The following is a 21,643-nucleotide window of genomic DNA, read 5'->3' as shown; positions in this document are numbered from 1 at the left end:
AAGATCCAGCTCCAATGATAATTGTCGGAGATGTAGCCGCCGAGGATCGGGCCCATGATCGGCGCCACCAGCGTGGTCATCGACCAGATGCCGAGCGCGGTGGCACGCTTGTCGCTCGGAAATACCGAGATCAGCAGCGCCTGGCTGCCCGGCATCATCGGCCCCGACACCGCGCCCTGCAATACCCGGAAGGCGATCAGCGACGGCAGGTTCCACGCGATGCCACACAGGAACGACGCGATCGTGAACAGCACCACCGACGCGCAGAAGGTCCGCACCACCCCGAACCGTCCCATCAGGAAGCCGGTCAGCGGCACGCCGATCCCGTTGGCGACCGCGAAGGCCGTGACGATCCAGGTCGAATTGTCGCTGCTGACGCCGAGGTTGCCCGCGATCGTCGGCAGCGACACGTTGGCGATCGTGGTGTCGAGCACCATCATGAAGGTGCCGAGCGCCAGCGCGAACGCGACCAGCGCGAGCGGACCGCCCTTCAGCGGCGGCAATTGCGCGCCGCCCGCGGCGGGGCCCGGCGCAGCCATCAGCGGTTCGCCGCGATGATCTGACGGATCTTCGCCTCGACGATGGGATCGTTGGCGTCGGTGGCCATGCCCTTATAGGCCTGCCGCGCAGGCGCCCCGAGCCGTGGCCCACGGACGTCCTCGGTCGCGACCGTGGCGGTCACCGAAAGCCCGACGCGCAGCGGGTTGGCGCGCAGCTCGCGCGGGTCGATCGCGATCCGCACGGGAACGCGCTGGACGATCTTGATCCAGTTGCCGCTGGCATTCTGCGCCGGCAGCAGCGCGAACGCGTTGCCGCTGCCCGCGCCGACGCCCACCACCTTGCCGTGATAGGGCAGGTCGTCGCCATACATGTCCGCTACTACCGTCACCGGCTGGCCGACGCGCAGGTCCTTCAGCTGGGTCTCGCGAAAATTGGCATCGACCCAGACCCGATCGAGCGGCACCACCGACATCAGCGGCATGCCCGCCGCGACCTGCTGGCCGAGCTGCACCGTGCGCTGCGCGACCACACCGTCGATCGGGGCGGTGACGTGCATGTGCGATCGCGTGATCGCCGCACGGCGGTAGGCTGCGATCGCCGTCAGCACCGCGGGGTTGGTCGAGGTGTTGGTGCCCTGCACCGCGCTGCGCGACTGTGTCTGCTGGCTGATCGCGAGCTGGAGGTTGGCCCGCGCGACCTTCACCGCGTCGGCGGCGTGGCTCAGCTCCTCGCCCGAAATCGCGCCCTGCGCCGCGGCACCGCGCCGCCGCGCATAGTCGGCCTCCGCCGCCGCGAGCGTCGCCCGCACCTGCGCCACCTGCGCGCCGCTCTCGCCGACCTTGGAAATGTCGGCGCGGGTGGCCCGCACCGCGCGCGCGAGCTCGGCCTCCGCCGCGGCGACGTTGACGTCGGCGGTCGCGGAATCGAGGTCGATCAGCGGCTGCCCCGCCTTCACCATCTGCGTGTTGTCGGCATGGATCGCGAGCACCGTGCCCGGATCGCGCGCGGTGATCGCCACCACGTCGCCCGCGACATAGGCGTCGTCGGTCTCCTCCTCCGGCTTCGCGAGTAGGAAGTGGAACACCGCCCAGATCAGCAGCCCGATCACCACCACGACCGCGAGGATCAGGAACCCGCGCTTGCGGCCCGAAGGATTGCCGCGCTCCGGCGCCGGGGCAGGCGTCGTACCGGGCGGGGGCGAGGCGGTGTCGGTCATGGTCGAACGTCCTGATCGGGAGAGAAACCGCCGCCGAGCGCGAGCAGCAGCGCGACCCGCTGCCGCGCCGCATCGGCCGCGAGGTTGGCGTCCGCCAGTTGCGCATCGAGCAGGCGGACGTCATTGTCGATGAGGTCGAGCCGGCTGCTCAACCCGCTGTTCACGCGAACCGAGTTGAGCCGGTTGGTCTCGGCGAAACCGCGCACCACCTCGCGGCTGCGCGCGCGCTGGTCGACCAGATTGCCGGTCAGCGCGATCGCATCGGCCGCCTCGCGCACGGCGCCGATCACCCGCTGGTTATAGTCCGCGGTTGCAAGGTCGAGTGCCGCGGTCGCGCCCGCCAGGTCGGCGCGCAGCCGGCCATTGTCGAACAGCGGCAGGTGGATCGCCGGACCCGCCCCCGCCGTGCCCGCATCGAGCGACAGCAGATTGCCGAGCCCGATCGCCTGCAAGCCCGCGAACGCCGCCAGATTGACGTTGGGGTAGAAGGCCCGCCGCGCGACCTGCCGGCCTGCCGCGGCCGCCGCGATCCGGGTCTCTGCCGCCGCGATGTCCGCGCGCCGCGACAACAGATCCGCGGGCAGCACCGCAGGCACCGGCACCGCCGCGTCCAGATCGACCCGCGCCGGTGCGATCGCCGCTGCATAATCCGGCCCGCGCCCCGCCAGCGCCGCCAGCGCGTTCGTCGCCAGTGCGCGCGCGCCCTGCGCCCGCACCAGCGCGCCTCTCGCCTGCGCGACCAGCGTCTCGCTCGCGGTCGCATCGAGTTCGCTCGCCAGCCGGTTGCTGATCCGTACCCGCACCAGCCTCAGCGACTCCTGCCGGGTCGCGATGGTCCGCGACGCCAGCGCCGCGACGCGTTCGGCGCGCGCCAGATCGATATAGGTCTGCACCACCGATCCGGCGATCGCCAGCCGCGCGGCCGCGAGATCGAGCCCCGCCGCCCGCGTCGATTCGCGCGCCGCCTCGATCGCAGCCCGCTGCCGCCCGAACAAGTCGAGGTTCCAGGCGAGGTTCGCCTGCGCCTGCCCGACGGTCCGCAGCGTCCCCGCAAAGGGCGGCGGGATCGTATAGCGCCCCGACAGCCGCGCCGCCTGCACGCTACCGTCGAACCCCACGTCGACGCCGTCCTCCGCCCGCCGCGCCGATATTACGGCTTCGGCCTGCCGGACCCGTGCGAGCGCGGTGTCGAGATCGGGGTTGCCCGCAGTCGCGTCCGCCACCAGCCGGTCGAGCTGCGGATCGCCGAGCTGCTTCCACCAATTCCCCGCAACTATTGGCGCGCTCGCTTCGCCGAGACCCAGCGCCGCGGGCGCGATCGGCGCGACCGCGGGCGGTGACGCGGGGATCGCGCACCCCGACAGCAGCAGCAATGGCAGGAACCGCTTGATCGTCATTCGCCGGTCCCCGTCGCGATCTTGGATTGTCCCTCTGCCATTTTGACCTGCAACGTCTCGTGCAGCTTCTGCAACAGCCGCAACAGCGTCGCCGAATCCTCGTCCGCCCAGTCCGCCAGCCAGTCGTTCCACCGCTCGATCACCCCCATCCGACAGTGATGCGCGACCGCCTTGCCGGCTTCGGTCAGCGTCAGGTTGATGACGCGCCGGTCGTCCGCATGCCGCGTGCGGGTCACCCATCCGCGCTCGACCAGCGTATCGATGATCCGCGTCGTCGCACCCTTGTCGTGCGCCAGGTCGCGCGCGAGCTCGGCGCAACTCGTGCCCCGGTCGAAATAGATCGATACCAGCGCCGACCACTGCGTCAGCGTAATTCCCTCAGGCGCGAATACGGGCTCGAGCCCGACCGATGTCAGCTGCAGATTGCGCCGCAACAGATAGCCGATCGATCGATCGGGGTAGAAGTCGGATTCGTCGTAGAACGGCATGTAGTTGCCGTGGCAATCATTGCCACGGCAGTCAAGTGCATCGAGCGCAAGCGCATAGTCGCCCTGCGTAACCGCTTCTTAGGAGCGACCCGGTAAGCCGGCGCACCACCACACCGGATCCCGCCCATGTCACGACTTCCGCTGATCGCGCCCAACCCGCCGCGGCTGAGCGAGCATCTGGATGCGCTCCGCCGCGTCGAGGCATCGGGCGTGTTCAGCAACCACGGTCCGGAGGTCCGCGCCTTCGAAGCAGACATCACCGCGCGGCTGTTCGGCGGCCACGGCGCCAGCCTTGCGGTCGGTAACGCGACGCTCGGCCTGATGATCGCGATCCGCCAGGCCGCCGGCATGAACCCCGAGCCGGGCACGCTGGCGCTGATGCCCGCCTTGACCTTCGCCGCGACCGCGCAAGCCGCAGCCTGGGCCGGGCTCACGCCACTGATCTGCGACATCGACCCGCATAGCTGGGAAGCCGACCCTGCGACCGAGGAGCGCCTGATCGAGGCGCATGCAGGCCGCATCGGCGTTATCGTTCCCTACGCCACCTTCGGCAGCGCGATAGATCTCGATCGGTATCGTCGTCTGCAAGAGCGCTACGGCGTCGGGATCGTGATCGACGCCGCTGCCTCGCTCGGCACCATCGACGATGCCGGCCACGGCTTCGGTGCCGACGCGCCGTTCGCGATCGTCCACTCGATGCATGCCACGAAGACCTTCGCGGTGGCGGAAGGCGGCCTGATCCACAGCGGCGACGCCGCGCTGATCGCCGAATTGCGCGCGATGACCAATTTCGGGTTTGACGGTGCCCGCAGTGCCACCCTTCCCGGCATCAACGCCAAGCTGCCCGAGATCGTCGCGATCCTCGCGCAAGCCAAACTCGACGAGATCGATTCGATCGCGGACCACCGCGCCACGCTCGACGCTGCTTACCGCGGCGCGCTGTCCGACTTCGATCTCCAGCGCGTTGCCGGCCGCCGCCGCGCGACCCAATTCATGCCGGTGCTGTTGCCGCCCGCACTCGCGCGCCACCGCGACGCGATCCAGGCGCGGCTTGAAGCCGCCGGGATCGGCTGCGGCCGCTATTTCAGCCCTCACCTCGGCGAGCAACCCTGGTTCCGCAGGACCGCGGTGATCGAGCCGACTCCGGTCGCCGATGCGGTCTCCGCGCGAATGCTGTCGCTTCCGATCACCGATGCCATGACCGTCGCCGACGTGGAGCGTGTCGCCGCCGCCTTCCGCAAAGCGTGCCGTGTCACCAGGGCACCCGCCGTCGTCCGTACGACGCCGCGGCTCGCCTCGGTGGTCGTGATCGGCGGCGGCCCCGCCGGCACCGCCTTGCTCACCGCGGCGACCAAGCGCGGCCTGCTGCCCGATCTCGCCGCCTCCGGGCTGGTGATCGTGGAGCGCGACGCCGCGATCGGCGGCGGACGACTCGGCTCTTACGCGATCACCTCGGACTCGACCGCACAGACTTTCCTCAGCGCGATTGCGGACAATGTGCACCCGGAGATTGCGGCGCTCGCCGATCATCCCGCCGGCCGCACCGTCGCCCGCTATGTCGACCGGCTCGGCGTGCCGCTCGCCGATGTCGGCCCGCTGCTCCGCGCCACCGGCGATCGCCTTGCCGATGTCGTCCGCGACAATGGCGGATCGATCCTGACCGGCCACGCTGCGCTCGGCGCCCGTCGGCTTCCCGACGGCCATTGGAGCGTGCGCCTCCGCAACCTCGCCGACGGCATCGAGTTTGACCAGCCGACCCGCGCTCTGGTCGTCGCCACCGGCGGTCATCAGCCCGCCGATCGCCTCGATGCCCAGCGAATCGGCGGCGTGCCCCTTCGCGCCTTGGCCGGAGACCGTCTGGTCCAGTCCGACGAGGTCCTCGCGATCGGCGGCTACGACCGCATCGCCGAACGGCTCGGCAGCCTGCGCACTCCCAAAATCGCGGTGATCGGCGGCTCGACCAGCGCCCTAACGACGGTCGCCCTGCTCCTGAAAGCACGCCCCGTCCTCCCGCTCGCGGCCGGCGCCATCACCCTTCTCCACCGCCGCCCCCTGCGCCCCTTCTACCCCTCCGTCGAAGCTGCGCATGCCGAAAGCTTCACCGATTTCGGGCCCGACGACATTTGCGCCGTCTCGGGCTTCGTCTACCGCTTGGCAGGCTTCCGCCTCGAGGCGCGCGATCTAGTCCTGCGCATGCTCGCGGTCGACGGTCGCCAGCCCGACCCACGCGTGGTCTGTCACCGCATCGTGGGCGAGGACGCAGTGGCACACGAGATCCTAGCCAATGCCGATTTGGTCATCGCTGCTCTGGGCTATCGCCCGGTCTCGCTGCCGATCGCCGGCTTGGACGGCATCCCGATGCCGCTCGCCGCCGAACGAGGCGCGCCGATGGTCGACCGTCACTGCCGCATCGTCGATGCAGATGGTACGGCGATCCCCGGCCTATACGGGATCGGCCTCGCCGCGGGCTTCGTGCCTTGGGGCGCGCTCGGCGGCGAAGCGAGCTTCTCGGGTCAGGCCAATGGGCTATGGCTCTGGCAGAACGATGTCGGCCTGATGATCGTCGACCAGATCCTGGAGGAACGCGCACGGGTCGCGGCATGACCGCGCCACCGCCTTCTTCCACGCCCGTGCTCAGCGTCATCATGCCCGCCTATAATGGCGCGGCCCTGATCGGTGAGACGCTCGACAATCTTCGCGCGCAGACCATGCCCGATTTCGAGGTGCTGGTGGTCGACGACTGCTCCACCGACGACACCCGCGCGCTGCTCGCGAACTGGCCCGACCCCCGGGTCCGGCTGATCGCGCTCGACGTCAACGGCGGGCCGGTCCGCGCGCGTAACCGCGGCGCCGCCGAAGCCCGCGGCCGCTACATCGCGGGGATCGACCAAGACGATCTCTCGCGTCCCGAACGCTTCGCACGCCAGATCGCGTATCTGGAGAGCGACCCGGCCACGGTGCTCGTCGCCACTGCTGCCGAACAGCTGATCGATGGCGCGATCCGGTCGATGAACTATCCGGTGACGACGACGCCGACACTGATCGCATGGCTCACCTGGATCGAAAATCCACTCGTGTGGAGCTCGGTGATGATCCGCGCCGATGCCGCACGTCGGCTCGACCCGTTCACCCGCCCCGACATCCTCTATGCCGAGGATTTCGACCTCTACCATCGGCTGCAACGGCTCGGTCGCATCGCGCGGCTGGATACGCCGCTGACGATCTACCGCCAGCATGCCGGCGGTGTCTCCAAACGCTTCGCTGACACCATGGCCGCGAGCGCAACGCGGGTCCTCGCCGAAACGCATGACACCCGCCTTGGCGATCAGGCCCAGGCGGCCGCCGCAGCGCTGGTCGCGCACAACATGGCAAAGGCGCCGGTCCGCGACGTCGCGACACTGAAGTTGATCGGCAGCACTCTCGTCGAACTCGAAACCGCGTTCCTCGCCGAACGCCGGCCCGACCGATATGACCGCATGCTGATCGCCGCCGAGACAGAAAAGCGCTGGACCGCGATCCGCCGCACCGCGCTCCGCACCGGCAATCTGGGGCTCGACGCCATCACCGCGAGCAGCCAGCCCACGCTCGAACCCAGCGGCACCAACAGCCTGCTATGGTCCGGCCTGATCGGCACCGCCCGGCGCGCGCAGAGAACGATCGCGGCTAAACGCGCATAAATCGGTCGTTGGCGTCAGCGCGACTGGTGCGAAGTCGTCATCAACCGTGGGGAAGCAACAACTGACTCAGGACGCCACGGCCACAGGACGAGGCTACCGGGATTATTCCCGAGACCTTGCCTAGACTAGAAGACGGTGATGCGGCGCCGCTCGTCAGGGCACTCGCGTCGATCCGGCACCTCCCTAGCCGGGGCGGCCTGCGCCCCGGCGTCACGATCAATGCTTAATGTCGCGCCAGACGTTCTGATAGGCGCCCCAGGTCAGGAAGCAGAAGATCAGGATGAACAGGATCGCGGCGAGACCCGCTGCATGGCGTGCCTCCAAATTGGGCTCGGCGGTCCAGGTCAGGAAGGCGGCAACGTCGCGAGCCATCTGGTCCTTCGTCGCGCGGGTGCCGTCGGTATAGGTCACCTGCCCGTCCGAATTCAGCGGCGGCGGCATCGCGATGTTAAGGTTCGGGTACACCGGGTTGTAGTGCAGCCCCGGCGGGGTCTTGGCGCCCGGGAACTCCTTCAACAAATTGGCCGGCTGCGCACGGTAGCCGAGCAGCAGCGCGTGGATGTAGTTGCTGCCGTCCTCGCGCGCCTTCGCCATCAGGGAGAGGTCGGGCGGAAGCGCGTTGTTGTTGGCGGCGCGGGCGGCGACTTCGTTGGCGAAGGGTGACGGGAATACGTCGGACGCGACGTTCTTGCGGGTCGCGGGCTCGCCGGTGTCGGGGTTCACATTTGGCTGTTCGATCACCCACTGGTTCGCGATCGCCTTCACCTCGGGCTCGGAATAGCCGATCCGGGTGAGGTCGCGAAAGTGGACGAACTTGAGCGAGTGGCAGGCCGCGCAGACTTCCTTGTAGACTTGGAAGCCGCGTTGCACCTGGCGATCGTCGAACTTGCCGAACAGGCCGTTCGACGCCAGTCCGATATTCTTCGGATGCTCACGGAACACATGCTCCGCGCTCTCCGGCGCCGGATCGGTGATCGCGCTCTTGGCGGTCCCGAACAGCGCGATGGCGAGGACGAAGACGAACGCCGCGCCGATCAGGGTTGCGATGGTACGAAGCATGAGTTGGTCAGTCCCCTAGTCGGATCAGTGCGCGAGCGCGGTCTTGGCGGGCGAGGTCCCCGCATGCTTCTCGAGCACCGCCTCGGTAATCGAATTCGGCAGCACCCGCGGCGTTTCGGACCGCGAGACCCAGGGCAGGATGACCAAGAAATGCGCGAAGTAATAAGCCGAGGCGAGCTGCCCCAGGATGACGTTGCGCGCATTCGCCTCCGCACCGCCGACATATCCGAGCAGGATGATGTCGAACAGCAGCACGATCAGGAAGGTGCGGTACTTCGGGCGGTAATTCGCCGAGCGCACCGGCGACGTGTCGAGCCACGGCAGGAAGAACAGCAGCAGGATCGACCCGAACATCGCGAGCACGCCCCACAGCTTGGCCGGCAGGATGAAGTCCGCGGTGAAGCTCTTGAGGATCGCGTAGAAAGGCAGGAAATACCATTCGGGCACGATGTGCGCCGGCGTCGAGAGCGGGTTCGCCTCGATGTAGTTGTCCGGATGGCCGAGCAGGTTCGGGCTGAAGAAGATGAACGTCGCGAAGATCAGCATGAACACGCCGAGCCCGAAGCCGTCCTTCGCGGTGTAGTAAGGATGGAACGGCACGGTATCCTGCTCGCCCTTCACATCGACGCCGGTCGGGTTGTTCGATCCCGGAATATGGAGCGCCCAGATGTGGAGGATGATCACGCCCGCGATCACGAACGGCAGCAGGTAGTGGAGCGAGAAGAAGCGGTTCAGCGTCGCGTTGTCGGGAGCGAAGCCACCGAGCAGCCAGACGCGGATGGTGTCGCCGACCAATGGGATCGCCGAGAAGAAACCAGTGATGACCTGTGCACCCCAGAAGCTCATCTGCCCCCAGGGGAGCACATAGCCCATGAAAGCGGTCGCCATCATCAGCAGGAAGATGGTCACGCCGAGCAGCCACACCATCTCGCGCGGCGCCTTGTACGAGCCGTAATACAGCCCGCGGCCGATATGGATGTAGACGACGGCCAGGAACATCGACGCGCCGTTGGCGTGCGCATAACGCAGGAACCAGCCGGCGTTGACGTCGCGCATGATACTCTCGACCGAATGGAACGAGGTGTTCGCATCGGTGGCATAGTGCATCGCCAGGACGATGCCGGTGACGATCTGGATCGCCAGCGCGGCGCCGGCGAGAACGCCGAAGTTCCAGAAATAATTGAGGTTGCGCGGCACCGGATAGCCCGCACCGACCGCGTTGTAGACGAGGCGCGGCAACGGCAGCTTCTCGTCGAGCCACCGCATCAGCGGCTGCTTCGGCTCATAATGCTTGGCCCAGGGAAAGCTCATCTGTCGCTACCTCAACCCACCGTCACGACGGTGTCGGAACTGAAATTATAATCCGGAACCACGAGATTCGTCGGCGCCGGACCCTGGCGGATGCGCGCCGCAGTATCGTAGGCCGAGCCGTGGCACGGGCAGAAATAGCCGCCGAACGGGCCCTTGTTCTCGCCCTCGCCCGCGCCCAGCGGCACGCAGCCGAGATGGGTGCAGACGCCGAGCGTGATCAGCCAATTCTCCTTGCCCGCCTTGGTGCGCTCCGCCAGCGTCTGGGGGTCGCGGAGGGAGGAGATGTCGACGGCGTTGGCGGCGGCGATCTCGGCGGGGGTCAGGTTGCGGACGAACAGCGGCTGCTTGCGGAAGCTGGTCTTGATCGCCTGCCCGACCGCGATCTTCGACAGATCGACCTCTGTGGTCGCCTGCGCCAGCACGTCGGCGGACGGGTTCATCTGGTTGACCAGCGGGAGCACGATCGCGACCGCGCCGACGCCGGCGAAGGCGACCGCGGCGATGTTGATGAAATCACGGCGGCGGGGATCGTGCGCCTCGTCGTGGAACGGCTCCGGTGATTCACCGGGAGGAACCATGCTGTCAGTCGCCATCGAATCGAACCCTTGAGCTTCTCTATCGGGACGGGCGCCTTGCGTCTGGAGACGAAAATCGCGCCCACCAGCCCGATCCGTCCCCACGGCAGGCTGCCGGTCTGATAGACGGGGGTAACATGTTTTGCCAACCTGATTTTGCGGTGGGCCCAGTGGGTGGTTAAGGCGCGGCGATGCGCATCGCCCTCTACCAGCCAGACATCGCCGGCAATGTCGGCGCCATCCTCCGCCTCGCCGCCTGCATGGGGGTCAGCGTCGACGTCATCGAACCGACCGGTTTCACCTGGAACGATCGCAAGCTCGCCCGCGCCGGGATGGACTATGCCGACGCGGTGGAGGTGACGCGGCATGTCGACTGGGCGGCGTTCGAGGCGCAGGCGGCGGGCCGGCTCGTGTTGCTGACCACCAGCGGCGCGGTGCCGCTTCCCGACGCGGTGTTCCGCGACGACGACATCCTGCTGCTCGGATCGGAGGGCGCCGGGGTTCCGCCAACGGTGCACGACCGCGCCGACCTGCGCGTGCGGGTGCCGATGCGCCCCGGCTTCCGCTCCCTCAACATCGGGATCTCGGCGGCGATCGTTCTCGGGGAGGCGATGCGGCAGACCGGGTGGGCGATCTAGCCCGGGAAGATTTTACATCGCACGCTGCTGGCGGCAAAGGCGGCGGCATGGAACTCGACGACCAACAAGCCGCCGCCCGTGCCTGGTTCGAAGCGCTGCGCGACCGGATCTGCGCGGAATTCGTCGCAATCGAGCGCGAGGCGGGGTCGGACGCTGGGTTCGATTATGTAGCGTGGGACCGAGTCGATCCGTCGGGGCTGCCGGGCGGCGGCGGCGTGCGCGGGGTGATGAAGGGGCGGGTGTTCGAAAAGGTCGGGGTCAACGTCTCGACCGTCGGCGGCACCTTCGAAGGCGACTTCGCCAAGACCATCCACGGTGCGGCGGAGAACCCGGAGTTCTTCGCGACGGGAATCAGCCTGGTGGCGCACATGGCAAACCCGCATGTGCCCGCGGTGCACATGAACTGCCGCTTCCTGGTGACCAGCAAGCGCTGGTTCGGGGGTGGCGCCGATCTCAACCCACCGCTGCCGATCGAGGCGGACACCGCCGACTTCCACGAGACGCTGCGTGCGGCGTGCGAAACGCACGACCCGGGCTATTACCCGCGGTTCAAGCAATGGGCGGACGATTACTTTTATATCCCGCACCGCCAGGTGCATCGCGGCGTCGGCGGTATCTTCTTCGATCATCTTGAGAACGGGTTCGACGCGGATTTCGCGTTCACCCGCGCGGTGGGCGAGGCGTTCCTCGACACCTATCCGCGGATCGTCCGGCGGCGGATGCACGAGCCCTTCACCGCCGCGGACATCGCCGCGATGCTTGCGTGGCGCGGGCGGTATGCCGAGTTCAACCTAGTCTACGACCGGGGCACGCTGTTCGGGCTGAAGACCGGCGGCAATATCGACGCGATCTTGATGAGCCTGCCGCCGGTCGCGACATGGGACTGATCGCGGTTCCGGAAGACGAGGTCGCGACGGTCGTCACCACGCTGGAAATGACACGGCGCCCGCCGCTGCGCCCCCTGCCCGCGTCGCCGCTGCGGCTGGTGGCGTGGCCCGCCCCCTCACCCGAGCGCTATCGTACGCTCTTCGCGCGCGTCGGCACGCCGTGGCTATGGTATTCGCGGCTGGTGATGGACGATGCGGCGCTGATCGCGATCGTCCACGACGCCGCAGTCGCGGTGCACGCGGTGACCGATGCGCAGGGCATCGAGATCGGCATGCTCGAGCTCGACCATCGCATCCCCGGCGCGTGCGAGATCGCCTATTTCGGCCTGGTGCCGGATCTCGCCGGGCGCGGTCACGGCCGCTGGCTGATGGCGGAGGCGCTCACCCGCGCGTGGCGCAAGGATGTCGAGCGGGTGTGGGTCCATACCTGCACGCTCGATCATCCGCGCGCACTCGGCTTCTACCGGGCGCAGGGCTTCGTCGCGGTCAAGCGAACGCTGGAGACCTTTCCCGATCCGCGCGCGCTGGGCGTGCTCCCCGCCGACGCCGCGCCGCAGGTGCCCTATTTGGCCAAGCGGCGGTAAGCCGACACCGCGATCAGCGCGAGCGCGAGCTGGGTGACCATCGCCACCGCCGACGCCGCCGCATCGACCACCGCGACCGCCACCGGATTGGGTGCACCGGTGCTGCGCATCCATGCATCGAGCAGCATGAACGGCTGGCCGCCGAGCAGCCCGACCAGATAGACGAACGCCGCCACTCCCATCAGCGTCAGCCCCGACCCGCGGGTCAGCGACAGCGAGCGGCGGATCGCGGTCCAGGCGCCGGTGCCGGGTTCGGCGAGAAGGACCGGCGCGGTCAGCATGGTCCGGCCCAGGATATACAGGCCGGGGATCACCAGCCACATGCCGAGCCCGGTGGGGATGGACACGAGGATCATCGCGAGCACGAAGCGCGGATAGATCGACAGCGCGCGCCGCAGCGCCTCGCGCAGGTCCGGCCGCGCCGGATCGAGATACAGCGCCATCACTACCGCGACCCCAAAATAGACCAGCAGATGCGCCAGGCCGAAGCCGATGCTGTAATCGCCGATCCAGCTGGTGAGAGCGTCGGCCCATTGCTGCGCCTGCGCCTCCCGGTCGGCGATCGCGGCGTCCGGCATCGGCATCGGCGGCACGAACAGCGTCAAGCCGAACGCGGGCAGGAACATGAACGCTGCGGCGATGCGGAGCAGCAGATCGGAATCGCGGCGAAACCGGCCCCAGGCGTCGACCACGACGCCCGCGAAGTTGATCCTCATATCCGGGTCGGCTGCCGGGCGGCGAGGGCGACGTAGAGCTGGGCGGTGAAGGTCACCGCGATCACCGTGAAGGCGGTGGTCACCATCGCGCCGGTGACGCCGGCGAGCATCAACGCGAGCGGGATCCGCTCGGCCCCGAGCAGGAGACGGAAGACCACGCCGACGACGCTCTGCACCGCGGTGCGGACGATCGCGAGGACGATGAGGTAGAGCAGGACGACCCCGAGCAGCCGCCAGCCATGCCCGCGAGTGAGCGCGAAGCTGCGCCGGATCGCGCCGAGCCCGAGCCGTTCGTGGAGCACTACCGCGTTGAGCGGCGCCAGCCGCGCCAATGCCCAAAGCGCGAGGACCAGATAGGCGGCGTAATAGACCGCCAGGAACGTGGCGGTCCCGCTCGGCACCCTCGCGGCGCCGGCGCCGGCGAGCGCGGCCATGCCGAGCTTGGCCTGCCACAGCACGAACACCGCGGGAAGCGACGCGACCACCGCGACCAGGATCAACACCGCCGACACGCCGATCGCGGGCCCCACCCGCTGCCGTGCCAGGCGCCAGGCGTCGCCACGCGTCGTTGCCGGATCGCTCGCCAGTGCGAGCATCGCCAGCACGCCCAGCACCCCTATCGCAGCCACGACGAGCAGCAGGAACAGCGTGACGATCGCGGTGGATGGCGCGGTCGGCGGCAGGATCAGCGCGACCAGCAGCATCGCCACCAACGGCAGGAACAACGTCACCACCGCGATACTCGCCAGCGCACCGGCGCGCCCGCTGAGGACCTGGGTCGTGCGATCCCAGACATCGCCCATCTTGACCTTCGTCATATCCGTGCCCGTTCCCGTCATCGCCGCCACGCCTAGCCGAGGCGGCGGCGCTTTGCCACTCGCTTGCACAATCGATCGGGATTGCGGCAGGGGATGCTCGTGACCTTTCCTGCCGAGATCGAGTGGCGCGTGTCGCCGGGCCTGTCGCCCTATGCCGAGACGCTCGCGGCGATGGAGGCGCGCGCGGCTTCGGTACTCGACGGCAGCGATCGCGAGCTGGGCTGGCTGCTCGAACACCCGCCGGTCTACACCGCGGGCACCAGCGCAGACCCTGCCGAGCTGGTCGATCCCCGCTTTCCGGTTGTCGCGACCGGGCGCGGCGGGCGCTATACCTATCATGGGCCGGGCCAGCGGGTCGGCTATCTGGTGCTCGATCTCGGCAAGCGCGGCCGCGACGTTCGCGCCTATGTCCACGCCCTCGAAGGCTGGGTGATCGCGGCGCTGGGCAGGCTTGGAGTCGAAGCGTTCCGCGCCGACGGTCGGGTCGGGATCTGGACGCTCGACCATGGCCGCGAGGCGAAGATCGGCGCGATCGGGGTGCGGGTGCGCCGCTGGGTCACCCTCCACGGGTTCGCGGTGAACGTCGATCCCAACCTCGCGCATTTCGGCGGGATTGTGCCGTGTGGGCTGCCCGACTTTGCGGTCACCAGCCTCGCCGCGCTCGGCATCGACGCGACGCTTGCAACTTTCGACGCCGCCCTGGCGTTCACCGCACAGGCATTTCTGGATACTCTTTCTATCAGGCCCGAAAACGAGGCTTGAGGCTCGGGCGTAATCCGTTTAATGTCCACCGTGATTTGGGTATTAAAGGCAGCAAGCCGACCAGATCCTCTTTCTAGGGAGCTTCCAATGCGTGCTATCATCTCCAAGATCCTGACCGGCTCGCTCGTCGCCGGCGCTGCGCTCGCCGTTTCGGCTTGCGGTCCGAAGACCGAAACGACCACTGAGAACACGATGGTCACCGAAATGAACACGACCGACGACATGGGCACCATGACCGACAACATGACCGCCGTCGACGGCGCGATGAACGACGGCATGATGGCGAACGACACCATGATGACCACGAACACCACGTCGACCACCAACGCGATGTAATCATCGCGGTCGGTTGTCCGATCGGGTTCGAAGAAGGGCCGCCCGGGAAACCGGGCGGCCCTTTGCTATTAGGCGCGTATCCGGCGGCACCGGTCGGCTCGACCTGGGCCGCGCGCTGGCCGACGACTCCGGAAACTCCAGGCGAAAACATCGTTAAAAAGACGTTGGGTCGCGGCGCAAATCGCTCTAGAATCAAAATCCTAAGTTGATCGATGCGTTGTTCAGGAGAGTGGGGATGTCCATCATGCGTACCGTCACGGCGCTAGGCGTTGCGGCGGCCGGGTTCGCGATGGCGGCACCGGCATCGGCGCAGTTCTTCTTCCGGTCGCATGATTTCAGCGATCAGGGCGTGAAGGGCGACGAGGCCAACCTGGGCCAGGTGCTGCCCGGCGCGACCGAGGTCGAGCTTCGCGCGGCGATGGCGTGGAACATGCGCGCGGCGCTCAACGTCGCGGCGCTGCAATGCCAGTTCGAACCGACGCTGCTTAGCGTCGCCAACTACAACGCGATCCTCACCGATCACAGCGCCGAGCTGAAGGCCGCGTTCGTCACGCTGGGCAAGTATTTCACCCGCGTTGCGAAGACGCCCAAGGCCGGTCAGGCCGCGCTCGACCAGTTCGGGACGCGGACCTATTCGAACTTCGTCACCGTCGGCGCGCAATACGGCTTCTGCCAGACCGCGTCCGACATCGGCCACGACGCGGTATTCGCGCCCCGCGGCGGGTTCAGCGCGATCGCGATGCGCCGCATCCGGGAGCTGCGCAACAGCCTGATCCCGTATGGCGAGCAGCACTTCAAGCGCTACCTGACCAGCGACGTCGCGACGATCCCGCGGCTCGATCCGGTATGCTACGACAAGAAGGGCCAGTGGGTCGTCAAGAAGTGCGGCGCGCCGAACTGGCCGCCGGTCGGCACGGGCTTGGCGTCGCGCTGAGGGGGGGTGAGGGTGCTTACCTTGCGCCGCCACTCCATTGAGGCCGTCTTCCCCATACATGTAGCGTAGCTGTTCCCCGGCGAAGGCCGGGGCCCAGGCTGGAAAGCGCCGGAAATCGAGGGCTGCAGTCTCTCCGCTCGACCTTCGCGACTGGGCCCCGGCCTACGCCGGGGAACAATAGATGCTCGAGCGGTTTAGGTGCCCTCGATCGATTCCTGCCGACGCCTGCCTCTCCTTGTATTCCCGCGAAGGCGGGGGACTCTGTACTGGGCTCCCGCCTTTGCGGGAGCGCAAACGGGAGAGCCGCTCCTAACGCAGCCCCAGATACTTGTGCGTCTGCAACGACAGCCGCCACTGCGGGCGCGCCATTACCAGATCGATCGCCGCCTGCATGTTCGCCGCCGCGTTCGGATCGTCGAGCGGCTGGATCAGGCGGTTGGCGAAGTCCCAGCGTTCGACCTCGTCGATGTCGGTCCCGGCTTGTGGCCAGACCAGCTTCAGCTCGTCGCCGCGCCGCTGGATCACGACGCTGCCCGCCTTCGGGCTGATGCAGACCCAGTCGATCCCCGGATGCGCGGCGAGCGTGCCGTTGCTTTCGATCGCGATGCGAAAACCGGCGCCGTGAAGCGCATTGACCAAGGCGTCGTCCACCTGCAGCATCGGTTCGCCACCCGTCAGCACGACGAACCGCTGCTCCAGGCCGGCTCCCCAGAAACCGGCCACCGCCGCGACCAGCGCATCGGCATCGGCGAACTTGCCGCCGCCCGCGCCATCAGTGCCGACAAAATCGGTGTCGCAGAATCTGCACACTGCGGTCGCGCGATCCTGCTCGCGGCCTGACCAGAGGTTGCAACCCGCGAACCGCACGAACACCGCACGCGCACCGGCGTTGACGCCCTCCCCCTGGAGCGTGAGGAACATCTCCTTGACCGCATAGGTCATCGCGCGATCATCCCGCGTCGGTCGCGTAGACGGCCGGGTCCGCGACGCCGGCCTCTTCGAAGCCCTTGCTGCGCAGGCGGCAACTGTCGCACAGCCCGCAATGCATGCCGCCCGGCGCCGGATCGTAGCAGGACCAGCTGATCCCCATATCGACGCCAAGCCGTACGCCCTCGCGGACGATGTCGGCCTTCGTCATGTGCTGGAGCGGAGCGTGGATGCGGAACGGTTCGCCCTCCACCCCGGCCTTGGTCGCGAGTTCGGCGAGGCCTTCGAAGGCGCTGATGAATTCGGGGCGGCAATCCGGGTAACCCGAATAATCGAGCGCGTTGACGCCGATGAACAGGTCGCGCGCGCCCGCCGATTCCGCCCAGCCGAGCGCAAGGCTGAGGAAGATGGTGTTGCGGGCGGGCACGTAGGTGACCGGAATGCCCTCGCCCACACCCGTCTTCGGCACGTCGATATCCGCGGTCAGCGCGGAGCCGCCGAATGCCGACAGGTCCATCGGCAGGACGATGTGGCGTTCGGCACCCAGCGCGTCGGCGACGCGGCGCGCCGCCTCCAGCTCGACACGGTGGCGCTGGTTATAGTCGATCGACAGCGCGAGCACGCGATACCCGGCGTCGCGCGCGTGCGCGGCGGAGATCATCGAATCGAGCCCGCCGGAGACGAGCACGACGGCTAAGGGTGAGGATGTCATGATCCGCGCGGCGCTAGGCGAATGGCGGGCAAAAAGAAAGGGGGCCGCGGGTTAGGCGGCCCCCCAGTTAGAGCGCTAGGCTCTCAAGGGAGAAACACGTGCTGAAACAAAAGCACAAGAAGGGCTCTACCGCGACTGGGTTAACATCGCCTGAAGGCATCAGGCAGGAACGTCTTCCGCAGCGACCGGAAACTTGATCGAGCAGAACGCGCAATCGACGTGGATCAGGCCATTCTCGTCGGCCATGTCGCGGCGTTCCTCGACCGGAAACTTGGCGAGCACCGAGGCGATGTGGGCCGCGGTGCACCGGCACCCACGCGCCAGCGGGGTCGATGCGAGCACACGGACATCGTCCTCCTCGTTGAACAACCGCCACACCAATGTTTCGAGCGGCAGCGCCGGGTCCGCGAGCTCGTCGGCGCCCATCGTCTGGCCGAGCGCGGCGACATGCTCCCATTCGGGGTGATCCAGCCGGGTGTGGAGCCGTTCGCGCCCGTCCTCGCCCTCGGGAAGATGCTGGAGGAACAGGCCCCCTGCGACCAGCGCACCGTCCGCGGCGCGCGCCATGCCGACCCGAACCATGCTCGGGATCTGTTCGGACTGCACGAAATAGCTCTGCGCCGCCTCTGCCAGCGTATCGCCGTCGAGCGGCACGATCCCCTGGTAACGCTCGCCGGTGGTGGCAAGGTCGAAGGTGATCGCGAGATAGCCCTTGCCGAACAACGCGAACAAGGTGGGCTGCTCGGGCGCCTCCGCCAGCTTGTCCGCGTCGTACTGAACGTACCCGCGCAGCTCGCCGCCGCGATAGTCGCAGACCAGCAGCTGCACGACGCCGCTCTCGCTGCGGGTCTGCATCGTCAATTGGCCGTCGCTGTCCTTCAGCGTGGACCCGACCAGCGCGGCGAGCACCAGCGCCTCGGCGAGCAGCGCCTCGATCGCGGGCGGATAGGCGTGCGCGTCGAGCACCTGCGTCAGCGCGGGGCCGAGCCGGACGATACGCCCCCGCGCGCTGCGGGCGGGGATCGCGAAACCGAGCGCGCGGTCGATGTCGATGGTGGAGTCTGTCGGGAGGATCGTCACCGCGCCAAGATGGTCGCGGCACCCACGCAGATCAACCGATCTGGCCGAAGCACCAGCGGAGGATCGATTTCTGCGCGTGGAGCCGATTCTCGGCCTCCGCCCAGATTGCGGATTGCGGCCCGTCGATCACCGCGGCATCGACCTCCTCGCCGCGGTGCGCGGGAAGACAGTGGAGGAACGTCGCGTCTGGCTTCGCCGCCTGCATCAGCGCGGGCGTGACCTGGTACGGCATCATCGCCCGCAGCTTGGTGTCGGCATGCGCCTGCCCCATCGATATCCAGGTGTCGGTGACGACGATGTCCGCGCCCTCCACCGCCTCGCGCGGATCGGCGACGACGCGCGCGCGGCCGGAGGCGCGGACGATCGCCTCCTCCTCGGGCTGGAACCCCTGCGGGCACGCCGCGACGACGTCGAACTGCATCAGCGACGCCGCCTCCACGATCGAGGCGAGCACGTTGTTGCCGTCGCCCAGCCACGCGACCTTCAGCCCGGGGAGCGATTTGCCGCGTTCGATGATCGTCAGCAGGTCGGCCATGATCTGGCAGGGGTGCGACGCGTCGGTCAGCCCGTTGATCACCGGCACGCTGGCGTAATGCGCCATCTCCTCGACCTTGGCGTGGTCGTCGGTGCGGATCATGATCGCATCGACATAGCCCGACAGCACCCGCGCGGTGTCGGCGACGCTTTCGCCGCGGCCGAGCTGCATGCTCCCCGCATCCATCACGATCGCGCTGCCGCCGAGCTGGCGGATCGCCATGTCGTAGCTCACCCGCGTCCGCGTCGAGCTCTTCTCGAACACCATCGCGAGCACATGGCCCGCGAGCGGCGCATCGGCATCGACCCGCCCCTTCGTCCAGCCGGCCCGCGCCGCCTTGCGATCGAGCGCATCCGCCAGCATCGCGGCGATACCGTCGGCGCCCGCATCGGACAGGTTCAGGAAGTGGCGCACATTCATCGAAGATAGACCCCTGCTAAGCCAATGATCGGTTCGTGGTGAGTAGGGGCTGAGCTTGTCGAAGGCCGTATCGAACCACCTATCCTTCGATACGCGGCTTCGGCTTCGCTCAGCCGCTACTCAGGACGAATGGATGTGGATTGCTGCGTTTCGCAGCCGTCAGTCGTCGGTTTCGGGCACGTACACCCGCGCAGCGGCGCTCAGCTTGTCGACGCATTCGGCGATGTGGGTCTCGTCGATGACCAGCGGCGGCACCAGGCGAATGACGTTGTCTCCCGCCGCGACCGTCAGCAGCTGGTGTTCGTCGCGCAGGAACCCGACGAAGCGGCGCGCGTCGCTCTTCAGCTTGAGGCCGAGCATCAACCCGTGGCCACGCACCTCCTGAAACAGATGATCGTGGTTCGGGATCATCTGTTCGAGCGACTGGCGCAGCCGCGCGCCCATTTCGGTGACGTTGTCGAGGAAGCCGGGTTCGTGGATCACCTCGAAGACCGCCTCGCCCGCCGCCATCGCCAGCGGATTGCCGCCATAGGTCGATCCGTGGGTGCCCGCGACCATGCCCTTCGCGGCTTCCTCGGTCGCGAGGCATGCGCCCAAGGGGAACCCGCCGCCGATCCCCTTCGCCACCGCCATGATATCGGGGGTGATGCCGTAGAGTTCGTGCGCGAAGAACTTGCCGGTTCGCCCGTAGCCGCACTGGACCTCGTCGAGCACCAGCAACAGCCCGTGTTCGTCGCACGCCGCGCGCAGCCCCTTCAGGAACGCGTCGGACGCCGGGCGAAGCCCGCCCTCGCCCTGGATCGGCTCGACTAGGAAGCCCGCGGTATGATCGTCGATCAGCGCCAGCGCGGCGTCGAGATCGTCGAACGGCGCATAGGCGAAGCCCGGCAGCAACGGTTCGAACCCGTCGCGCATCTTCGCCTGGTTGGTCGCCGAGATCGTACCAAGCGTGCGCCCGTGGAAAGCATTGCTGAAGGTGATCAGGTTCTGGCGCTGCGGGTTGCCGTTGGCGAAGTGATAGCGCCGCGCGGTCTTGATCGCGCACTCGACCGCTTCCGCACCCGAATTGGTGAAGAAAACGGTGTCGGCGAAGGTCGTATCGATCAGCCGCTGCGCGAACTTCTCACCCTGCGGACTCCCATACAGGTTCGACACGTGCATCAGCGTCGCCGCCTGCGTCGCGATCGCCTCGACCAGCTTCGGGTGGCCATGCCCGATCGCGTTCACCGCGATCCCGGCCGCCATGTCGAGATACTGGGTGCCGTCCTCGCCATAGAGGTAGCAGCCCTCGCCTCGGACCGGACGCACCCCGCACCGCGGATAGACGGGCATCAGGGCGGTGATCGACACGGGCGGCTCCTGTCAAAAAGCAAAGGGCGGTCGAAATGACCGCCCGCCCCCTGATACGAGCGTTGGGGGGAGCCGGTCAACCGAGGGTTGATTACGGGGCTGCTGCCGATTTAGGGCGTCGCCGCGGTCCCTGCGGTCGTGTACTCGTGCTCCCGCGAAGGCGGGGACCCAGTACTGAGCTCCCGCCTTCGCGGGAGCACAAGCGGAGCGGGGTCAGCCAGCACCTCGGATAAGGCCTATGCGGCGCGTCGCCTCAAGCCCGAAACTACCCGTCATCCCCCATCCGCAATGCCGCGATGAACGCCTCCTGCGGGATGCTGACCGAGCCATATTCGCGCATCCGCTTCTTGCCTTCCTTCTGCTTCTCCAGCAGTTTCTTCTTGCGGCTGGCATCGCCGCCATAGCATTTCGCGGTCACGTCCTTGCGCATCGCGGCGATCGTCTCGCGGGCGATCACCTTGCCGCCGATCGCGGCCTGGATCGGGATCTTGAACAGGTGGCGCGGGATCAGGTCCTTCAGCCGTTCGCACATGCCGCGGCCGCGGGTCTCCGCGGTGGCGCGGTGGACGATCATCGACAGCGCGTCGACCGCCTCGTTGTTGACGAGGATGCCCATCTTGACGAGGTCGCCCTCGCGGTAGCCGATCTGGTGATAGTCGAAGCTGGCATAGCCGCGGCTGATGCTCTTCAGCCGGTCGTAGAAGTCGAACACCACTTCGT

Annotated in this window: 22 protein-coding genes and 1 pseudogene; 8 read left to right on the top strand and 15 right to left on the bottom strand. The window is 67.7% G+C overall.

The features are described from left to right. From ACFE77_RS13050 to ACFE77_RS13035, 4 genes are all read right to left on the bottom strand, one after another. The coding region (locus ACFE77_RS13050; RefSeq protein ID WP_375422079.1) for an MFS transporter at positions 1-539 on the bottom strand (539 nt) is incomplete at its 3' end. Next, entirely contained in the window at positions 539-1,717 is a 1,179-nt protein-coding gene (locus ACFE77_RS13045) for an efflux RND transporter periplasmic adaptor subunit (protein WP_375422078.1), read from the bottom strand. The genes ACFE77_RS13050 and ACFE77_RS13045, both read right to left, overlap by 1 nt. Continuing rightward, entirely contained in the window at positions 1,714-3,114 is a 1,401-nt protein-coding gene (locus tag ACFE77_RS13040) for an efflux transporter outer membrane subunit (RefSeq protein ID WP_375422077.1), read from the bottom strand. Before ACFE77_RS13040 ends, ACFE77_RS13045 begins: the two co-directional genes overlap by 4 nt. Beyond that, positions 3,111-3,602, bottom strand: coding sequence for a MarR family winged helix-turn-helix transcriptional regulator (locus ACFE77_RS13035; protein WP_375422076.1), 492 nt, complete (start codon positions 3,600-3,602; stop codon positions 3,111-3,113). The genes ACFE77_RS13040 and ACFE77_RS13035 overlap by 4 nt, the downstream gene beginning before the upstream one ends. 126 nt (positions 3,603-3,728) lie before the next feature. On the opposite strand from ACFE77_RS13035, the gene ACFE77_RS13030 reads away from it, so the two are divergent. Beyond that, on the top strand, positions 3,729-6,206 hold the full coding sequence (locus tag ACFE77_RS13030; RefSeq protein WP_375422075.1) for a DegT/DnrJ/EryC1/StrS family aminotransferase: 2,478 nt from the start codon (positions 3,729-3,731) through the stop codon (positions 6,204-6,206). Further along, complete coding sequence (locus ACFE77_RS13025) at positions 6,203-7,279, top strand: glycosyltransferase family 2 protein (RefSeq protein WP_375422074.1); 1,077 nt, start codon at positions 6,203-6,205, stop codon at positions 7,277-7,279. Before ACFE77_RS13030 ends, ACFE77_RS13025 begins: the two co-directional genes overlap by 4 nt. Before the next feature lie 216 nt (positions 7,280-7,495). On the opposite strand, the gene ACFE77_RS13020 is transcribed toward ACFE77_RS13025, so the two are convergent. Genes ACFE77_RS13020 through petA form a run of 3 tightly spaced genes read right to left on the bottom strand, consistent with a single transcriptional unit; the run spans position 7,496 to position 10,242 of the window. After that, complete coding sequence (locus tag ACFE77_RS13020; protein WP_375422073.1) at positions 7,496-8,338, bottom strand: cytochrome c1; 843 nt, start codon at positions 8,336-8,338, stop codon at positions 7,496-7,498. Between the two features lie 24 nt (positions 8,339-8,362). Continuing rightward, positions 8,363-9,649 carry a cytochrome bc complex cytochrome b subunit gene (locus ACFE77_RS13015; RefSeq protein ID WP_375422072.1) on the bottom strand — a complete coding sequence of 429 codons (1,287 nt, stop codon included), beginning with the start codon at positions 9,647-9,649 and terminating at the stop codon, positions 8,363-8,365. 11 nt (positions 9,650-9,660) lie between these two features. Continuing rightward, on the bottom strand, positions 9,661-10,242 hold the full coding sequence (petA, locus tag ACFE77_RS13010; RefSeq protein ID WP_375422071.1) for a ubiquinol-cytochrome c reductase iron-sulfur subunit: 582 nt from the start codon (positions 10,240-10,242) through the stop codon (positions 9,661-9,663). A 173-nt stretch (positions 10,243-10,415) separates the two neighbouring features. Between petA and ACFE77_RS13005 the strand changes: the two genes are divergently transcribed. Genes ACFE77_RS13005 through ACFE77_RS12995 form a run of 3 tightly spaced genes read left to right on the top strand, consistent with a single transcriptional unit; the run spans position 10,416 to position 12,333 of the window. Further along, entirely contained in the window at positions 10,416-10,862 is a 447-nt protein-coding gene (locus ACFE77_RS13005; protein ID WP_375422070.1) for a tRNA (cytidine(34)-2'-O)-methyltransferase, read from the top strand. 47 nt (positions 10,863-10,909) lie between these two features. Further along, positions 10,910-11,749 carry an oxygen-dependent coproporphyrinogen oxidase gene (gene hemF / locus ACFE77_RS13000; RefSeq protein WP_375422069.1) on the top strand — a complete coding sequence of 280 codons (840 nt, stop codon included), beginning with the start codon at positions 10,910-10,912 and terminating at the stop codon, positions 11,747-11,749. After that, entirely contained in the window at positions 11,740-12,333 is a 594-nt protein-coding gene (locus tag ACFE77_RS12995) for a GNAT family N-acetyltransferase (RefSeq protein ID WP_375422068.1), read from the top strand. Before hemF ends, ACFE77_RS12995 begins: the two co-directional genes overlap by 10 nt. On the opposite strand, the gene ACFE77_RS12990 is transcribed toward ACFE77_RS12995, so the two are convergent. After that, positions 12,312-13,049, bottom strand: coding sequence for a hypothetical protein (locus tag ACFE77_RS12990; RefSeq protein ID WP_375422067.1), 738 nt, complete (start codon positions 13,047-13,049; stop codon positions 12,312-12,314). The genes ACFE77_RS12995 and ACFE77_RS12990 overlap by 22 nt on opposite strands. Continuing rightward, positions 13,046-13,867: a hypothetical protein gene (locus ACFE77_RS12985; protein ID WP_375422066.1), complete on the bottom strand. Its 822-nt coding sequence runs from the start codon at positions 13,865-13,867 to the stop codon at positions 13,046-13,048. Before ACFE77_RS12985 ends, ACFE77_RS12990 begins: the two co-directional genes overlap by 4 nt. Before the next feature lie 99 nt (positions 13,868-13,966). On the opposite strand from ACFE77_RS12985, the gene lipB reads away from it, so the two are divergent. From lipB to ACFE77_RS12970, 3 genes are all read left to right on the top strand, one after another. Next, positions 13,967-14,629 (top strand): lipoyl(octanoyl) transferase LipB, encoded by a 663-nt coding sequence (lipB, locus tag ACFE77_RS12980; protein ID WP_375422065.1) that lies wholly within the window; start codon positions 13,967-13,969, stop codon positions 14,627-14,629. A gap of 87 nt (positions 14,630-14,716) precedes the next feature. After that, complete coding sequence (locus ACFE77_RS12975) at positions 14,717-14,965, top strand: hypothetical protein (RefSeq protein ID WP_375422064.1); 249 nt, start codon at positions 14,717-14,719, stop codon at positions 14,963-14,965. A 235-nt stretch (positions 14,966-15,200) separates the two neighbouring features. After that, the gene (locus ACFE77_RS12970) at positions 15,201-15,899 is read left to right on the top strand and encodes a hypothetical protein (protein WP_375422063.1); all 699 of its coding nucleotides are present in this window, start codon (positions 15,201-15,203) and stop codon (positions 15,897-15,899) included. 309 nt (positions 15,900-16,208) lie between these two features. On the opposite strand, the gene queE is transcribed toward ACFE77_RS12970, so the two are convergent. From queE to ACFE77_RS12940, 6 genes and pseudogenes are all read right to left on the bottom strand, one after another. After that, a complete protein-coding gene (gene queE, locus ACFE77_RS12965; protein WP_375422062.1) occupies positions 16,209-16,841 on the bottom strand; it encodes a 7-carboxy-7-deazaguanine synthase in 633 nt (210 codons plus the stop codon). A gap of 7 nt (positions 16,842-16,848) precedes the next feature. Continuing rightward, positions 16,849-17,538 (bottom strand): 7-cyano-7-deazaguanine synthase QueC, encoded by a 690-nt coding sequence (queC, locus tag ACFE77_RS12960; RefSeq protein ID WP_375422061.1) that lies wholly within the window; start codon positions 17,536-17,538, stop codon positions 16,849-16,851. 159 nt (positions 17,539-17,697) lie between these two features. After that, positions 17,698-18,618: an Hsp33 family molecular chaperone HslO gene (locus ACFE77_RS12955; RefSeq protein ID WP_375422060.1), complete on the bottom strand. Its 921-nt coding sequence runs from the start codon at positions 18,616-18,618 to the stop codon at positions 17,698-17,700. A 31-nt stretch (positions 18,619-18,649) separates the two neighbouring features. Further along, positions 18,650-19,573 carry an ornithine carbamoyltransferase gene (gene argF, locus ACFE77_RS12950; protein WP_375422059.1) on the bottom strand — a complete coding sequence of 308 codons (924 nt, stop codon included), beginning with the start codon at positions 19,571-19,573 and terminating at the stop codon, positions 18,650-18,652. A gap of 159 nt (positions 19,574-19,732) precedes the next feature. Beyond that, a complete protein-coding gene (locus tag ACFE77_RS12945; RefSeq protein ID WP_375422058.1) occupies positions 19,733-20,923 on the bottom strand; it encodes an aspartate aminotransferase family protein in 1,191 nt (396 codons plus the stop codon). Positions 20,924-21,188: 265 nt separating this feature from the next. After that, positions 21,189-21,643, bottom strand: a pseudogene (locus ACFE77_RS12940) (elongation factor 4); the annotation flags it as partial.

Origin of the sequence: uncultured Sphingomonas sp. (assembly GCF_964243315.1) — a bacterium.
GTDB lineage: Bacteria > Pseudomonadota > Alphaproteobacteria > Sphingomonadales > Sphingomonadaceae > Sphingomonas.
Note: the sequence above shows the minus strand (reverse complement) of the source record. Positions and strands in the feature narration are given on the sequence as shown.

Excerpts from the sequence above, each read along its gene's own strand:
- ACFE77_RS13045 (WP_375422078.1), bottom strand. The coding sequence starts at position 1,717 with ATGACCGACACCGCCTCGCCCCCGCCCGGTACGACGCCTGCCCCGGCG.
- ACFE77_RS13040 (WP_375422077.1), bottom strand. The coding sequence starts at position 3,114 with ATGACGATCAAGCGGTTCCTGCCATTGCTGCTGCTGTCGGGGTGCGCG.
- ACFE77_RS13035 (WP_375422076.1), bottom strand. The coding sequence starts at position 3,602 with ATGCCGTTCTACGACGAATCCGACTTCTACCCCGATCGATCGATCGGC.
- ACFE77_RS13030 (WP_375422075.1), top strand. The coding sequence starts at position 3,729 with ATGTCACGACTTCCGCTGATCGCGCCCAACCCGCCGCGGCTGAGCGAG.
- ACFE77_RS13025 (WP_375422074.1), top strand. The coding sequence starts at position 6,203 with ATGACCGCGCCACCGCCTTCTTCCACGCCCGTGCTCAGCGTCATCATG.
- ACFE77_RS13020 (WP_375422073.1), bottom strand. The coding sequence starts at position 8,338 with ATGCTTCGTACCATCGCAACCCTGATCGGCGCGGCGTTCGTCTTCGTC.
- ACFE77_RS13015 (WP_375422072.1), bottom strand. The coding sequence starts at position 9,649 with ATGAGCTTTCCCTGGGCCAAGCATTATGAGCCGAAGCAGCCGCTGATG.
- petA (WP_375422071.1), bottom strand. The coding sequence starts at position 10,242 with ATGGCGACTGACAGCATGGTTCCTCCCGGTGAATCACCGGAGCCGTTC.
- ACFE77_RS13005 (WP_375422070.1), top strand. The coding sequence starts at position 10,416 with ATGCGCATCGCCCTCTACCAGCCAGACATCGCCGGCAATGTCGGCGCC.
- hemF (WP_375422069.1), top strand. The coding sequence starts at position 10,910 with ATGGAACTCGACGACCAACAAGCCGCCGCCCGTGCCTGGTTCGAAGCG.
- ACFE77_RS12995 (WP_375422068.1), top strand. The coding sequence starts at position 11,740 with ATGGGACTGATCGCGGTTCCGGAAGACGAGGTCGCGACGGTCGTCACC.
- ACFE77_RS12990 (WP_375422067.1), bottom strand. The coding sequence starts at position 13,049 with ATGAGGATCAACTTCGCGGGCGTCGTGGTCGACGCCTGGGGCCGGTTT.
- ACFE77_RS12985 (WP_375422066.1), bottom strand. The coding sequence starts at position 13,867 with ATGACGAAGGTCAAGATGGGCGATGTCTGGGATCGCACGACCCAGGTC.
- ACFE77_RS12975 (WP_375422064.1), top strand. The coding sequence starts at position 14,717 with ATGCGTGCTATCATCTCCAAGATCCTGACCGGCTCGCTCGTCGCCGGC.
- ACFE77_RS12970 (WP_375422063.1), top strand. The coding sequence starts at position 15,201 with ATGTCCATCATGCGTACCGTCACGGCGCTAGGCGTTGCGGCGGCCGGG.
- queE (WP_375422062.1), bottom strand. The coding sequence starts at position 16,841 with ATGACCTATGCGGTCAAGGAGATGTTCCTCACGCTCCAGGGGGAGGGC.
- queC (WP_375422061.1), bottom strand. The coding sequence starts at position 17,538 with ATGACATCCTCACCCTTAGCCGTCGTGCTCGTCTCCGGCGGGCTCGAT.
- argF (WP_375422059.1), bottom strand. The coding sequence starts at position 19,573 with ATGAATGTGCGCCACTTCCTGAACCTGTCCGATGCGGGCGCCGACGGT.